The following is a 14,086-nucleotide window of genomic DNA, read 5'->3' on the forward strand; positions in this document are numbered from 1 at the left end:
CGCCTTGTCCGGGAGCATCCATTCGTTGCCTGTTCATGTACGGTTTCCTATATGAGGCTCCGGACGAGCGACGTCCCGGCGCGGGATCGCGAAGAGCTCTGGCGGCACACGGTCGCCCAAAGCTTCGTCCCGCTCGACTTCGAGTTCCGGCGGGACTGTTCCGGCGAGATCACCGGCCGCCAGATCGGCCACGTCCTCGTCACCGAGGTCACCGCCGGCCCGCACCGCGCCGAACGCACCGACCGGCACATCAGGAGCTCGGCCGGGCCCGGCTTCTACAAGCTGAGCCTGCCCGTCAGCGGCCGGGTGCGGATCCGGCAGGACGGCCGTGACACTCCCCTGCTGCCCGGCGACCTCACGATCTACGACACGAGCCGGCCGTACCAGGTCGTCTTCGACGGAACGTGCAGGGTGATCGTGGTGATGTTCCCGCGCGGCGAGCTGCGCCTGCCGCAGCGGGCGATGCGCGAGGTCACCGCGCGGCGGATCGCGGGCGGGCGTGGGCTGGGCGGCGTGGTCTGCCCGCTGCTGGTGAACCTCGCCGGTCACCTCGACGAGATCGGCGGCGCGCCCGCGGCCCGGCTGGCCGACAACGTCGTCGACCTGGTCGCCACGCTCTACGCGTCCTGCCTGGGCGAACACACCACCGCTCCGGCGCCCGTGCTGCGCGAGCGGGTCAAGGCGGTCATCGCGGCACGTCTCGGCGAGCCCGGGCTCGGCCCGGAGACGGTCGCCGCGGCCTGCCACGTCTCCCCCGGATACCTGCACAAGGTGTTCCGCGCCGAGGGCGTCACGGTGTCGAGGTACATCCGCGACCTGCGCCTGGAGCGCTGCCGCCGCGATCTGCTCGACCCCCGCTCACGCGAGGTGGCCGTGCGCGCCATCGGCGCGCGCTGGGGGTTCACCGACGCCGCGCACTTCAGCCGGGTGTTCAAGGAAGGGTACGGGCTGGCGCCCCACGAATACCGGCTCAGCCGTCACGCGGGCGAATGACGAAGTCGAAGGCGAGCGTGCCCGGGTCGAGCAGGGTGGTGCCGCCGTCGACGGTCAGCACCGCCCCGTTGACGTAGGAGGCGGCGCCGCTCAGCAGCCACACGACGGCGGCGGCCGCCTCCTCGGGGGCGGCGGGACGGCGCTGCGGCACCAGCCTGGTGATCTCGGCGTAGGCCTCCTCGCGGCCGAGCCCCAGCGGCTGCCCGAACTCGCGCATCTCCTCGTCGGCCATCTCGGTGCGCACCCAGCCGGGGCACACGACATTCGCCCGCACGCCCTGCGGGCCGAAGTCGGCGGCGAGCGTCTGGGTGAGCATCGTGAGCCCGGCCTTGGAGGCGGCGTAGGCAGAGGCACCCGCGGGCGCCCGCAGCGCCGCGATGGAGCTCACCGCGACGAACGCCCCGGAAGCGGCGATGAGATGGGGCAGCGCCGCCCGCGCCAGCAGGTAGCCGGAGGTGAGGTTCGTGCGCAGGCTGGTCTCCCAGTCCTCGGGCGTCAGCGTGAGCACGGTGCCCGCGCGCATCACCCCGGCGTTGGCCACCACGCCGTCCAGCCGCCCGAAGGACGCGACCACCTCGGCGACCAGCGCGCCGACATCCTGCTCTGAGGTGACGTCGGCGACGATCGGCAGCGCGCCGGTCTCCGCCGCGACCCGGTCCAGGGCCGACCTGCGCCGCCCGCAGATCACGACCCGGGTGTCGTCGTCCGCCGCCCTGGCCACGGCCGCGCCGATGCCGCTCCCGCCGCCCGTGACGATCACCACGCGTGTCACGGCCCGAGATTATCGCAAATCCTATACGAGCACTACTTACGCTCCATTGATATCCGTTATCCTAAAGTCCTAGGAGACTAGATAAATGGGAGAACCGGTGATCGAGTTCCATCTGGACGGCCGCTCGGGCGTCTCGCCGTACCTGCAGATCGTCCAGCAGGTACGGCAGGCGCTGCGGCTGGGCCTGCTACGCGAAGGCGACCAGCTCCCCACCGTCAAGGACGTGGTCGCGAACCTGGCGATCAACCCCAACACGGTGCTCAAGGCCTACCGGGAGCTCGAGCACGAGGACCTGGTGGCGGCCCGGCCGGGCGTCGGCACCTTCGTCACCAGGACGCTGACCGACGCCTCGCTGGCCGCCCACACCCCGCTGCGCAGGGAGCTGCGCGTCTGGCTGGCCAAGGCCCGGCTTGCCGGTCTCGACGACGAGAGCATCGAGGCGCTGTTCATGAACACCTTTCGGACCGCCGCACAGGAGGACATAGCATGACCGCTGTCCTGCAGGCCCACGAGCTGGGCAGAAGGTACGGCCGGCGCTGGGCCCTCAGGGACTGCACCATCGAGATCCCGGCCGGGCACGTCGTCGGGCTGGTGGGTCCCAACGGGGCCGGCAAGACGACGCTGCTGAAGATGGCGGCGGGCCAGCTGGCGCCGACGTCGGGCAGCATCACGGTCCTCGGGGGCCTGCCCGCGGCCGGTCCGGCCCAGCTCGCGAAGGTGGGATTCGTCGCCCAGGACACCCCCGTCTACGCGGGGCTGAGCGTCGCCGACCATCTCCGGCTGGGCGCCCGGCTCAACCCCGGCTGGGACGCCGCGCTGGCCCGCGACCGGATCGCCGCGCTCGGCCTCGACCCCGCCCACAAGGCGGGCCGGCTGTCGGGCGGCCAGCGCGCCCAGCTCGCCCTCACGCTGGGCCTGGCCAAGCGGCCCGAGGTGCTGATCCTGGACGAGCCGGTCGCCTCGCTCGACCCGCTGGCCCGCCGCGAGTTCCTGCAGGGCCTGATGGAGGCGGTCGTCGAGCACGAGCTCAGCGTTCTGCTCTCCTCCCATCTGGTCGCCGACCTGGAACGCACGTGTGACTACCTGGTCGTGCTGGTCGACTCGCGGGTGCGGGTGGCGGGCGAGGCCGACCGGCTCCTGTCCACCCACCACCGGCTCACCGGCCCCCGCCGCGACCCCGACCGGCTGCCCGCCGACCAGGAGATCGTCAGCGCGCGCCACACCGAACGGCAGAGCACCTTCATCGTGCGCACCGAGTCCCCGATCCACGACCCCGCCTGGACGGTCAGCCGGCTCAGTCTGGAGGACCTCGTCCTGGCCTACATGGAAATGCCCGCGGAGCCCCGGCGCGCGGTCCTGGAGGTCCAGCGATGATCTGGCTGACCTGGCGCCAGTTCCGCGGCGCGGCCGCGATGATGGGCGCGATCCTGCTCGTCCTGGCCGCCGTCCTGGCCATCACCGGCCCCGGACTGGCCGCGGAGTACTCCGCCGGCGTCGCCTCCTGCACCGGCGAGGGCGGCGACTGCGCGCGCTTCTTCGACCGGTTCTTCGAGGACAACCAAGCCTCCTTCCTCCTGGTCACCGTCGTCGGCCTGGTCCTGCCGGCCCTGACCGGCCTGTTCTGGGGCGCGCCGCTGATCACCCGCGAACTGGAGGCCGGCACGCACCTTCTCGTGTGGAACCAGAGCATCACCCGCGCCCGCTGGCTGGCCGTCAAGCTCGCCGTCATCGGCCTGGCCGCCGTGGCCGCCGCCGGCCTGGGCAGCCTCGTGGTGACGTGGTGGTCGGGCCCGCTGGACAGCTCGGCCGCGCCGGGGTTCGCGCTCATGGACCCGCTGGTGTTCGGCGCGCGCGGCATCGTCCCCATGGGGTACGCCGCTTTCGCCTTCATGCTGGGCGTGACCGTCGGGATGCTCCTGCGCCGCACGCTGACCGCGATGGCCGTCACCCTGGCCGTCTTCGCCGCACTCCAGATCCTCGTGCCGCTGCTGGCCAGACCCCACCTGCAGGCCCCGGTCACCTCGGCCTTCCAGCTCAGCCAGGAGAACATCGACGTCTTCGGCCTGCCCCGCGACGGATCGAGTCCCCGGGTCGCCCTGGAGAATGCCATCCCCGGCCACACCGGCGCCTGGGTCCTGTCCAGCGAGCTGGTCGACCCCTCCGGCCGCCCGATGAGCAGCGACGACGCGGGCACCATCGTTCCGATCTCCGCGACCTCGGGACCGTGCGCGCCGCCCTCGGTGGCGGCGCCGGGAGAGGGCGGGATGGGCGCGTGCCTGGCCGAGGTCAACCGGCTGGGCTACCGGCAGCAGGCCATCTACCACCCGTTCACCCGGTTCTGGACCTTCCAGGCGATCGAGACCGGCGCCTACGCCCTGCTCACGCTGGGCCTGACGGGCTTCTGCTTCTGGTGGATCAGGAGGCGCCTGTCATGAGCGCGAAGACCGTGGCCGCCGGGCTCGCCCTCCTGCTGGCGGCGGCCTGCACGGGCCAGACGCCGCCGCGCGCCCTGCCCGGCCAGACGAGCGCCGGCGGGCCGCCGGTGTGCGCGGAACCGCCGCGCGGCGCCCCGCCCGCCGCCGAGACTCCCACCACGATCGACGTCGTCGAGCAGGCCTACCTCTGCATCCTGTCCCGCTACTACAGCGGGCCCACACTGGACGCCCGCACGCTGCTGAACGCCGGATTCCTCGCCTTCACCCAGGAGCTCAACCGCAGCGGTCACGACCTGGCCGAGGCCACCATGCCCGCGATGAGCGGGGACCGCACGGCCGACTGGGCGGCGTTCGAGAAGCTCTACCGGCGCCTCACCGACCTGCTGCCGCAGGACACGAAGCTGCGCGAACGGCTGGCCGCCACCACCCTGCAGGCCATCGTCGACGCCCTGAACGACAACCACGCCCGCTGGGCGCACGACCTCCAGCGCGCGCCCAGCGCCTACGACGACGAGCAGTACGGCCTGGGATTCAAGCCCAGCCTCGGCCCCCAGGTGGGCGGCAACCCCGGCACCGCGCTGCCCCCGCTGTTCGTCACGTCCGTGCTGGGCGGCGCGGCCGAGCGCGCCGGGCTGCGGCCCGGCGACATCATCGAGTCGGTGAACGGCTCCGCCCCCTTCGTCGGCGATGCCGTCACCCCCGCCGCGATCACCGCCCTCTACCCGCGCTATCCGCAGGCAGACCCGGTCCGGCTGCGGGTGCTGCGCCAGGACACCGGCCGCCGCCGGGAGGTGACGCTGAAGCCCGGCCTGTTCCAGCCCGACCCGGCCGCCATGCGGACCGTCAGCGCGGTCCGCCTCGGCGACGGCGTCGCCCACGTACGGCTGCGCGGCTTCGGCCCCGACGCCGCCGACCGGGTGCTCAAGGCGATCTCCAGGCTGAAGACCGGCGGCGAGCTCACCGGTCTGGTCATGGACCTGCGCGGCAACGGCGGCGGCAGCCCCGTCGAGGTGAACCGGCTGCTCGGCGCGTTCGCGCACGGCAAGGTCACCGCCTACCAGTGCGCGGCCGACGGCGCCTGCGACACCATGCGCACCGATGACAGCGTCCCGCTGCTCGGCCTGCCGTTCGTGGTGCTCACCGACCGCGGCTGCGCCTCGGCGTGCGAGCACTTCAGCGCCGCGGTCAAGGACCACGGCCTCGGCAAGCTGGTCGGCACGCGGAGCGCGGGCGCGGTGTCGGGGCCGGCGCAGCCGTACCTGCTGCGCGACAACACGATGCTGTCGTTCCCGGCGAAGCACCACCTGGCGCCCAACCGCGAGGTGGTCGACCGGGTGGGCGTGGCGCCGGACCACTATGTGCCGGCGACCGCGGAGGACGCCGCGGCGGGGCGGGATGCCGCCCTGGCCAAAGCCCTGACCCTGCTGCCAGGAGGAAGTGCGTCATGAGCCTGAAGCCGCTGCTGCGAGGTGGGCTCGCCGCCGGGCTCGTGGCGCTGGCCGTCTCGGCCTGCTCGGCGCCGGTCGAGCCCCGGTCGGCCGGGGCGCCGGCCACTCCGTCGACGCCGAGCGGGCCCGCCGTGCTGCCCGCGCCCACGGGTGCGCGTCCGGTGGGCGCGACCGTGCTGCATCTGACCGACGACTCGCGGGCCGATCCGTGGGTTCCCGAGGTGAAGGCCAGGGAGCTCATGGTCACCGTGTGGTATCCGGCCCGGGAGCGTTCCGGGCGGGCGGCGCCGTACATGAGCGTGAAGGAGTCGGAGCTGACCCTGAAGGGAAAGCGGATGACGGGCGCGCCGCTCGACATCCTGAGCAGGACCCGCACGCACGCCTTCGCGGACGCGGCGCCGGCCGGGCGGGACGGGAGCCTGCCGCTGGTGGTGCTCTCCCCCGGGTTCACGATGCCCAGGACCACGCTCACGGCGCTGGCCGAGGACCTGGCCAGCCACGGGTACGTGGTCGCGGGGGTCGACCACACCTACGAGAACTACGCGACGACCTTTCCCGGCGGGCGCGTCGCCGACTGCGTGGCCTGCGACAGCGACACCGACTTCGGGTTCGGCACGAAGGTCTCCGGGATCCGGGCGGCCGACGTCTCCTTCGTGCTCGACCGGCTGACCGGGGACGAGCCGGCGTGGAAAGGCTCCTCGCTGATCGACCCGGCCAAGATCGCGATGGCCGGCCAGTCGATGGGCGGGGCCGGGGCCTTGGCGGCGATGGTGAAGGACTCGCGGGTACGCGCCGGAATCGACATGGACGGCACCACCTACGCCCGCATCCCCAAGGGCGGGCTGGCGCGGCCGATGTTGTTCCTGGGCTCGGCGGGCCACAAGCCGGGCGGCCGCGACATCTCCTGGGACCGCGACTGGAAGCTGCTGACCGGCTGGAAGCGCTGGCTCGTGCTGCCCGGCGGCGACCACCAGTCGTTCACCGACGTGCCGCTGCTGGCGGGCGCGCTCGGCCTGGAACCGCCGGGCTCGCTCACGGCGGCCCGCTCGGCCGAGCTCACCCGCACCTATGTGCGCGCCTTCCTCGACCTGCACCTGCGCGCCAGGCCCCAGCCCCTCCTGGAACGGCCGTCGCCACGCCACCCCGAGGTCACCCACTGCGCCCCGGCCACGAAGACCTGCGCCTAGGTTCAGCCGAGGACCAGGCGGTGGCCGTCCCTGCGCAGCGCCGCCAGCGCGTCCTCGGCGTGGTCGGGGCCGCGGGTCTCGAGCTGCAGTTGCACCTCGACCTCGTCCACGTCGAGCCCGGAGCCCACGCGTTCGTGCACGATGTCCAGCACGTTCACCCGCAGCGCCGCCAGATCGGTCAGCAGGGCGGCCAGGGCGCCCGGCCGGTCGCGCAGGCGGACCCGCACCGCCAGGTAGCGTCCGGCCGCCGCCAGGCCGCGCCGCAGCACCCGGGCCAGCAGCATCGGGTCGATGTTGCCGCCGGACAGCAGCACGACCACCGGCGGCTCGAACGCCCGGGGGTGGGCCATCAGCGCGGCCACGCCGACCGCCCCGGCTGGTTCGACGACCTGCTTGGCCCGCTCCAGGCACAGCACCAGCGCCTTGGAGATCTCCTCCTCGGTCACGGTGACGACCTTGTCGACCAGGTAGTGGATCAGCTCGAACGGCAGGTCGCCGGGCCGGCCGACGGCGATCCCGTCGGCGATCGTCGGGTACGGCTCCAGCAGCACGGGACGCCCGGCGGCCAGCGACGGCGGATAGGCGGCGGCCCGCTCGGCCTGCACGCCGACCACCGTGATGCCGGGCCGCAGCGACTTGGCGGCCAGCGCGAGCCCGGCGGCCAGCCCGCCGCCGCCGATCGGGACGACGATGGTGGCGGTGTCGGGGAGCTGGTCGAGGATCTCGATGCCGATCGTGCCCTGACCGGCGATGACGTCGGGGTGGTCGAAGGGGTGGATGACGACGGCGCCGGTCTCCGCGGCGTGCTCGTGCGCCCTGGCCAGCGCCTCTTCCACGGAGCGGCCGCCGAGGCGCACCTCGGCGCCGTAGCCGAGCGTGGCCTCGACCTTGGGCAGCGCGGCGCCCTCCGGCATGTAGACGGTGGACTTGGCGCCGACCAGCCCGGCGGCGAGGGCGACGCCCTGGGCGTGGTTTCCGGCGCTGGCCGCGACGACGCCGCGGGCGCGTTCCCGCTCGGTGAGCCTGGCGATGCGGACGAACGCCCCGCGCGCCTTGAACGAGCCCGACCGCTGCAGGTTCTCGCACTTGAGGTGGACGGGGCCGCCGGCCAGGTCGGACAGCACCCGCGAAGGCAGCACGGGGGTGCGCACGGTCACCGCTGTGAGCAGTTCCCGCGCCGCGAGGACGTCGTCGAAGGAAACCTGCGGACCGGTCATGCGGGCAAGTCTCCCACCGTGCGAGACCGGCCGATCACAGTGACTGCGCGAATGCGAACAATCCGCCGGGGTCGTAGGCGGCCTTCACCTCTCTCAGGCGTTCCAGACTTTCGCCGTGGTAGGCGGCGGGCCAGCCGGGCAGGTCGGCGTCGGGGTAGTTGGGGTAGACGCCGCGGGTCCAGGGTGTCAGCCGTGCCCAGGACGCGCAGAGCCAGGCGTGGGCCTCGTGCCTGCGTTCGCCGGTGGCGCGGAAGCCCACCTGGACGGACTGCTTCAGCAGGAAGCGCGGGGTGCGGTGGGCGAAGGCGCCGCCGTTCGCGCGGGCGATGGCGCCGCCCCAGGGGACGAACTCCAGGTCGCGGATCTCGCCGTAGACGCGGTCGGCGGCCAGCCGTTCCAGCAGGTCGTCGATGGCGGCGCGGGGCAGGCGGCCGGGGAAGAAGCCCGACTTGTTCAGGCGCAGGCCGGGGCGCTCGCCCGGAGGCAGGTCGGTGACGGCGCCCGGACCGCCGTCGGCGTAGGCGTGGTGGCGGGCGGCGGCCGGGCCGTCCAGGGGTGTGAGGCTGACCTGTTCCAGGGGCGGGAGGTCGGCGAGGACCTTGCGGGCCTGCTCCTCGGTTCCGGCTACGGCGCCGAAGAGCACGGCGTAGGGCTCTTCCTCCGGTTCGTCGCCGCAGATGACGGCGATCTCCAGGTTCACCTCGCCGGGCGCCTCGGGCAGGTGGTGTTGCCAGGCTTCGACGAGGTCGGCGGCGCGGGTGTACGGGCAGATGGCCTGGACGACGGTGATCGGCACGATGGGGCGGGTGCGCAGCGTGACCTCGGTGACGACGGCGAAGTTGCCGCCGCCCGCGCCGCGCAGCGCCCACAGCAGGTCCTCGGGCGCGTCGGTGATCCGCCCGTCGGCCAGGACCACGCGGGCGGCGAGCAGGTGGTCGGCGCCCAGGCCGTACAGGCGGCTGAGCACGCCGTAGCCGCCGCCGAGCACCGCTCCGACCACGCCCACGTCCTGGCACCAGCCGCACGGGACCAGCCGGCCGTGTGCGGCGAGGCTCTCGGCGAGTTCGCCGACGCGTACGCCCGCGCCGGCCCTGACCTCTTCCGGGCCGGGCACGAGCGTCTTCATGGCGGACAGGTCGATGAGCAGGCCGGTGGTGGAGGAATGGTCGGCGAAGCTGTGACCGCCACCGCGCAGCGCGAACGGCATCCCCCGTGCGCGCGCCAGGTCCAGGGCGGCCACGACGTCGGACTCCGTCGCGCAGCAGGCGATGAGGGCGGGCAGCCGCTCGGTGAGCGTGCCGAGAAACGCCTTGCGTCTGGCCTGGTAGCCGGGCTCGCCCGGGTGGATGAGCTTCATCGGCTGGCCGTCTTGCCGGTCTGCAGCGCGTACAGCTCGGCGTAGCGGCCGTGCAGGGCGAGCAGTTCTTCGTGGGTGCCCTGCTCGGCCACGCGGCCCCGGTGCAGCAGGACGATCCGGTCGGCGTGCCGCACGCTGGTCAGCCGGTGGGTGATGAGCACCACGGTCCGCTCCCCCGCGATCTTGCGGAGCGTCTCGTACACGGCGTACTCGGCCTTGGCGTCCAGCGGCGCGGTCGGCTCGTCCCAGATGAGCAGCGGGCCGTCGCGGAACAGGCCGCGGGCCACCGCCAGCCGCTGCCACTGCCCCGCCGACAGCTCGTGACCGCCCCTGAACTGCTTCGACAGCAGCGTCCGCCAGCCGTTGGGCAGCTCGGCGACCACGTCGTCGGCTGCGGCCAGCGCGGCGGACTCGCGCAGGGCGTGGTCGTGCGGGTCGGGGCGGTCGTGGCGGCCCATGCGGACGTTGGTCCTGGCGTCGTGCGGCCAGCGCAGCGGGTGCTGCGGCACCAGCACGACCCGGTCGGCGAGCGAGGCGGGGTCCAGATCGGAGGTGTCGAGGCCGTCCCAGCGCAGGGCGCCGGTACTGGGGTGGTAGAGACCGGCCAGGAGCCTGGCCAGCGTGGTCTTGCCGGAGCCGTTCTCGCCGACCAGCGCGATCGTCTGGCCCGCGTGGATGGTCAGGTCGATGTCGTGCAGCGCCGGGTGTGAGCTGCCCGGGTAGGTGAAGCCGACGCCGTGCAGCGTGAGGCGTTCCGGTGAGCGGGGCGCCGCCGTACCTCCTGAAGGGGCGCGGCGCGCGTGCGCGTCGGCGAGGAAGTCGTGGTAGTCGGCCACGTACATGAACTGCTCGAACAGCTGGTTGGCGGCCTGGGCGAGCTGCTTGAGCGCGGTCGCGGCCACCCGCACGGCGATCACCGCCGTCCCGGCGGCGGCCAGCGCGATCCACCCGGAGTGCAGCATCAGCCCGAGCACCGCCAGCACCCCCGCCATGGCCAGCCCGCCCGCTGCCCGCCCTGCCGCCCTGACCCGGGCCATGGACAGGCCCACCCGGGTCTCGGTCTTCTGCAGGACGTTCGCCACCTGCCGGTATTCGTCCAGCACGTACGGCTGCGCCTGGCAGGCCCGCACCTCGGCCGCCGGTTCGCGTTCGGTGGCCAGGTCGGCCAGCATGTCGACCCGCCGGTTGAGCGTGACCATCTCGCGCATGCCGCCGTACCCGTGCCGGGCGGCCCTGAGCACCGCCCAGCCCTCGGGGATCACGCTGAGCACGAGCAGCGGCACCAGCAGCGGGTGCAGGACGGCCAGCCCGGCGGCCGCCGCCGTCACCCCGCAGGCCGCGCCGAGCAGGTCGATGGTGTTGGCCACGGCCCGGTCCAGGTGGAACAGGCCGCGGTCGCGGGCCCGGTGCAGGCCGTCGTAGAAGTCCACGTCGTCGAAGTCGGCGAGCCGCACGCCGAGCGCGGCGGCGAACAGCCGTTCCTCCGCGGCCCGCCGCAGCGCGGGTTCAAGCCGCGCCCTGGCCAGCTCGACCGCGGCCTCGGCCGCCGCGCGCAGCGCCACGATCGCGGCGACGAGCGCCAGGCCCGGCACGGCGGCGGCCAGCCGTTCCGGCGCGGCGCCCTCGGCGAGCAGGTCGTCCAGCACCGAGGCGGTGGCCAGCAGCCCACTGGCCGTCGCGGCGCCCGCGGCGAGCTGCAGGGCGAGGATGACCAGCGCCGGGCGGCGCCCGCTGTCCCAGATGAGGCGCAGGACGGGCGCGGTCAGCGCGGGCAGGCGGCGCAACGTGCGCCGCGAGGCCGGGTCGGGACGGTCCAGGTGCCAGTAGGGGGCGACGAGGTCATCCTCCACGCGATCTCACTCCAGGTCCGGGAGCAGGACGGACGGCAGCGCGCTGCCCGGGTGCGCGCGCATCAGCTGGTAGGCCACCCCGCCGAGGCCGGGCAGCAGGCCGGGCGCGAAGGCGTCCCTGGCCAGGCCGCTGATCGGGCCGTTGGTCTCCAGGCTGCCCAGGATGTGGGCGAGCAGCGGCTCGCGCCCGACCGGTGCGACGCCGGCGGCCCGCGCGTGCTCGATCACCTCCCAGGATCCGAGGTCGCCGTGGCAGAGCGTGTGGTTCCAGCCGGTGCCGTCAGCCCAGCAGGAGGCGGCGGCTCTGGCCAGGCGTTCGCGCCACGGGCCGCCGCCGTGGCGGGCGAGCTGGTCGGCGGCGACGATGCCGACGCCGCCCGCGCCGTGGCACCAGGCGGCGGCGGTGTGGCCGTCGCCGCGCAGGTCGAGCCAGCCGCGCTGGTCATGGTCGTAGAGCGCGTCCTCGTAGGCGAAGGCGGCGTCGGCCAGTTCGCGCCGGCCGGGCAGGCGCGACAGGGCCCAGCCGATGCCGGTGGCGCCGTGCGCGAGGCCGCCGAGTCCTTGGGGGAAGCGGGGGCTGGGCCAGCACACGCCGCCCTCCCGGTGCTCGGCGAGGGCGGCCAGGCGGGCGCCGATCGATGCGGCCAGTTCGGTCCAGCGGGGTTCCGCGCTCTGTTCGGCCAGGCGCAGCAGGGGGACGATGGCGCCGGCCATCCCGGACAGCAGGTCGTAGGCGTCGTCGGCCTCGATCGCCGGGGGCAGCAGGGCCGCCAGCGCGCGGGCGCGTGCCAGCGCCTCGTCTCCCACGGCTCCGAGTGAGCGCAGCAGCAGCCAGCCCCAGATCTGCGAGGCGATGCCCAGGTAGGCGCCGGGCGGCTCGGGCCGCAGCGGGATGCCCTCCTGCCGCTTCTCCGCGTCGCGGTCCTCGGCCAGGCGGATGGTGTGCAGCAGTGCCGTCCGCAGTTCGCGCAGGCCGTCGATGGGGTCGGCCCGGCCCGCCGCGCTCTCGGCCAGGTAGGCGCTCACCAGGATCGCGACGCCGTGGGCGCCGCCGTACAGGTCGGCGGCCAGGGGTTGCACGGCCCAGCCCGTGGGGGTGAGCAGGGGCGTGATCCAGGTGACCGTGCCGTCGCCGCCGCGTACGGCGCTGCCGAGCACGCCGCGCATGATGCCGGCCGCGGCCGTCCTGCGGCGCGACTCCAGCCGGTCGGTACGGATCACGCCGGGCGACAGCCCCTGGTCCTCCGGCATCCAGCCTTCGTTGAGGTAGGCGCTGACCAGGGCCGCCTGCGCCACCCCGCGGTCCAGGGCGTGGTCGCGGGCCCGCCATCGGGCCACCGCGTCGGCGACCAGATCCAGCTCGGGCCCGCACCGGGTGCCGGCCGGGCCGCGCAGCATGCCGGCGCGCGGCGTGGTGTCGAACATCGGGATGTCGCCGTCGCACAGCTCGTCCACCTCGGCGGCGATGATGGCGGCGTCTCCCGGCGCGCCGGGCACGTTCTCCGACATCTTGGCCAGCAGGGCGGCGGCCTTGGCGCGGGCGCCCGCCTCGTCGTGCAGCGCGACCGGGTGCCACAGCATGCGGCCCAGCTCGGCGTAGGACTCGGTGGAGCGCAGCACCGCGCGCACCGGGCAGTCGGCGAAGCCCGCCAGCAGCGGCTCCAGCTTGCCCGAGCGGTCCAGGTCGGCCAGGCGGGCGTCGAGCTCGTCGAACCCGGCGATGATCGCGTCCCAGTAGTGGCCGAGCACCGGCTCGGGGCTGGGATGGTTGGCCGCCGGGGGCAGTTCGACCAGTTCCGTGCCCATGCGGGGGCTGTCGGTGCCCGCGCCGAGCACGACGGGCAGCTCGACCTGCGGCTGCTGCCCCGGCAGCGCGCCGGCGGCCGACATGTCCACGCCCCGCCAGCCCAGGGCCACGCCGCGTCCCGGCAGCAGCCCGGTCCGCATCACCGAGGCGTCCACCAGCTCCACGGCCAGGTCGACGGCCTGGCCGTAGCCGGAGGGGCGGGCCTTGGCGTGCGGGGCGAACAGGCTCTCGCAGTCGACCACGACGGGCCGCGGGCCGGCCGCGATGAGGTTCTCGGCGTGCAGGTCGCTGCCGCCGAGCAGGCGCATGAGCGCCAGCCAGTGGCCCATCCCGGTGTAGAAGGCGCGCAGTTCGCCGTCGCCGGCGCAGTGGCGGTGCCCGATGTGCTCGGCCCAGCCGTACTCCTGCCTGGTCACGACCGTGGGCACGCGCATGGTCGACACGCCGAGATGCGTGAGCAGCTCGGCCAGCGCGGCGTCCACGGCCAGCGAGCGCGGCTTGTAGATCACCCGGCCATCAGCGCCGCGCACCAGAATGACGGTCTGCCCGCCGCGGTGGCTGTCGCCCGCGCCGAACTCGACGTGCTCCAGCTCCCCTTCCGGCGCGCCGGGCAGCGTGGACAGCGCCGCGCGGTCGGCGGCGAAACGCGCCGCGAAGCGGTGCGCGGCCGCGCACCGGTTGCGGATCACCGTCATGAGCCGCCCCATCATCCCCGGGTACGGCTCCGCCAGCGCCTGCCAGAACGCCGGTCGCGCCACGGCGTCCTTCCACTCCAGCCAGCGTTCCTCCGAGCTCGGGGCGCTCAGCTTCCCGGACAGGCGCGCGGCGTTCAGCTCCAGCACCAGCACTCTGGTGATCTTGCGTCGGACGTCCTCCTCGACGCACTGCGCGGAGCCGGCCAGGATGGCGGCGCGCTCGGCCGCGGCGAGGCCGGTGAGCGACCCCAGCCGGGCCTCCAGACCGGCCAGCGGCGCCGCGATCAGCGGGTCCAGCGGGGGATCGAACTCACCGGCCATGTGC

11 protein-coding genes are annotated in these 14,086 nt (G+C 74.2%); 6 read left to right on the forward strand and 5 right to left on the reverse strand.

What is annotated here, in order from left to right; all coding sequences use genetic code 11:
• Window positions 1-51: 51 nt before the first annotated feature.
• Window positions 52-993 carry an AraC-like ligand-binding domain-containing protein gene (locus HNR40_RS23210; RefSeq protein WP_184964673.1) on the forward strand — a complete coding sequence of 314 codons (942 nt, stop codon included), beginning with the start codon at window positions 52-54 and terminating at the stop codon, window positions 991-993.
• Here HNR40_RS23210 and HNR40_RS23215 read toward each other — a convergent pair.
• Window positions 971-1,765, reverse strand: a complete 795-nt coding sequence (locus HNR40_RS23215) for an SDR family NAD(P)-dependent oxidoreductase (protein ID WP_184964676.1) — start codon at window positions 1,763-1,765, stop codon at window positions 971-973. The two genes, HNR40_RS23210 and HNR40_RS23215, sit on opposite strands and share 23 nt — an antisense overlap.
• Before the next feature lie 97 nt (window positions 1,766-1,862).
• Here HNR40_RS23215 and HNR40_RS23220 point away from each other — a divergent pair, with 97 nt between their 5' ends.
• Genes HNR40_RS23220 through HNR40_RS23240 form a run of 5 tightly spaced genes read left to right on the forward strand, consistent with a single transcriptional unit; the run spans window position 1,863 to window position 6,835 of the window.
• Window positions 1,863-2,255, forward strand: coding sequence for a GntR family transcriptional regulator (locus HNR40_RS23220; protein WP_312896485.1), 393 nt, complete (start codon window positions 1,863-1,865; stop codon window positions 2,253-2,255).
• A complete protein-coding gene (locus HNR40_RS23225; RefSeq protein ID WP_184964680.1) occupies window positions 2,252-3,139 on the forward strand; it encodes an ABC transporter ATP-binding protein in 888 nt (295 codons plus the stop codon). Before HNR40_RS23220 ends, HNR40_RS23225 begins: the two co-directional genes overlap by 4 nt.
• Window positions 3,136-4,200 (forward strand): ABC-2 membrane transporter-related protein, encoded by a 1,065-nt coding sequence (locus HNR40_RS23230; RefSeq protein ID WP_184964682.1) that lies wholly within the window; start codon window positions 3,136-3,138, stop codon window positions 4,198-4,200. The genes HNR40_RS23225 and HNR40_RS23230 overlap by 4 nt, the downstream gene beginning before the upstream one ends.
• Entirely contained in the window at window positions 4,197-5,648 is a 1,452-nt protein-coding gene (locus HNR40_RS23235) for a S41 family peptidase (protein WP_184964684.1), read from the forward strand. The genes HNR40_RS23230 and HNR40_RS23235 overlap by 4 nt, the downstream gene beginning before the upstream one ends.
• On the forward strand, window positions 5,645-6,835 hold the full coding sequence (locus tag HNR40_RS23240) for an alpha/beta hydrolase family protein (protein WP_184964686.1): 1,191 nt from the start codon (window positions 5,645-5,647) through the stop codon (window positions 6,833-6,835). Before HNR40_RS23235 ends, HNR40_RS23240 begins: the two co-directional genes overlap by 4 nt.
• 2 nt (window positions 6,836-6,837) lie before the next feature.
• Here the strand turns inward: HNR40_RS23240 and ilvA are convergent, their stop codons facing one another.
• From ilvA to HNR40_RS23260, 4 genes are read right to left on the reverse strand one after another with little or no spacing between them, the layout of a single operon-like run.
• Window positions 6,838-8,052, reverse strand: a complete 1,215-nt coding sequence (gene ilvA / locus HNR40_RS23245) for a threonine ammonia-lyase (RefSeq protein WP_184964688.1) — start codon at window positions 8,050-8,052, stop codon at window positions 6,838-6,840.
• A 34-nt stretch (window positions 8,053-8,086) separates the two neighbouring features.
• Window positions 8,087-9,409, reverse strand: a complete 1,323-nt coding sequence (locus tag HNR40_RS23250; RefSeq protein WP_184964690.1) for an FAD-binding oxidoreductase — start codon at window positions 9,407-9,409, stop codon at window positions 8,087-8,089.
• Window positions 9,406-11,259 carry an ABC transporter ATP-binding protein gene (locus HNR40_RS57315; RefSeq protein WP_184964692.1) on the reverse strand — a complete coding sequence of 618 codons (1,854 nt, stop codon included), beginning with the start codon at window positions 11,257-11,259 and terminating at the stop codon, window positions 9,406-9,408. Before HNR40_RS57315 ends, HNR40_RS23250 begins: the two co-directional genes overlap by 4 nt.
• A gap of 6 nt (window positions 11,260-11,265) precedes the next feature.
• Window positions 11,266-14,082, reverse strand: a complete 2,817-nt coding sequence (locus HNR40_RS23260; protein ID WP_184964694.1) for a type 2 lanthipeptide synthetase LanM family protein — start codon at window positions 14,080-14,082, stop codon at window positions 11,266-11,268.
• Between the last annotated feature and the right edge of the window lie 4 nt (window positions 14,083-14,086).

Source organism: Nonomuraea endophytica, assembly GCF_014203235.1.
Lineage (GTDB): Bacteria > Actinomycetota > Actinomycetes > Streptosporangiales > Streptosporangiaceae > Nonomuraea > Nonomuraea endophytica.

Excerpts from the sequence above, each read along its gene's own strand:
- HNR40_RS23210 (WP_184964673.1), top strand. The coding sequence starts at position 52 with ATGAGGCTCCGGACGAGCGACGTCCCGGCGCGGGATCGCGAAGAGCTC.
- HNR40_RS23225 (WP_184964680.1), top strand. The coding sequence starts at position 2,252 with ATGACCGCTGTCCTGCAGGCCCACGAGCTGGGCAGAAGGTACGGCCGG.
- HNR40_RS23230 (WP_184964682.1), top strand. The coding sequence starts at position 3,136 with ATGATCTGGCTGACCTGGCGCCAGTTCCGCGGCGCGGCCGCGATGATG.
- HNR40_RS23235 (WP_184964684.1), top strand. The coding sequence starts at position 4,197 with ATGAGCGCGAAGACCGTGGCCGCCGGGCTCGCCCTCCTGCTGGCGGCG.
- HNR40_RS23240 (WP_184964686.1), top strand. The coding sequence starts at position 5,645 with ATGAGCCTGAAGCCGCTGCTGCGAGGTGGGCTCGCCGCCGGGCTCGTG.
- ilvA (WP_184964688.1), bottom strand. The coding sequence starts at position 8,052 with ATGACCGGTCCGCAGGTTTCCTTCGACGACGTCCTCGCGGCGCGGGAA.
- HNR40_RS23250 (WP_184964690.1), bottom strand. The coding sequence starts at position 9,409 with ATGAAGCTCATCCACCCGGGCGAGCCCGGCTACCAGGCCAGACGCAAG.
- HNR40_RS23260 (WP_184964694.1), bottom strand. The coding sequence starts at position 14,082 with ATGGCCGGTGAGTTCGATCCCCCGCTGGACCCGCTGATCGCGGCGCCG.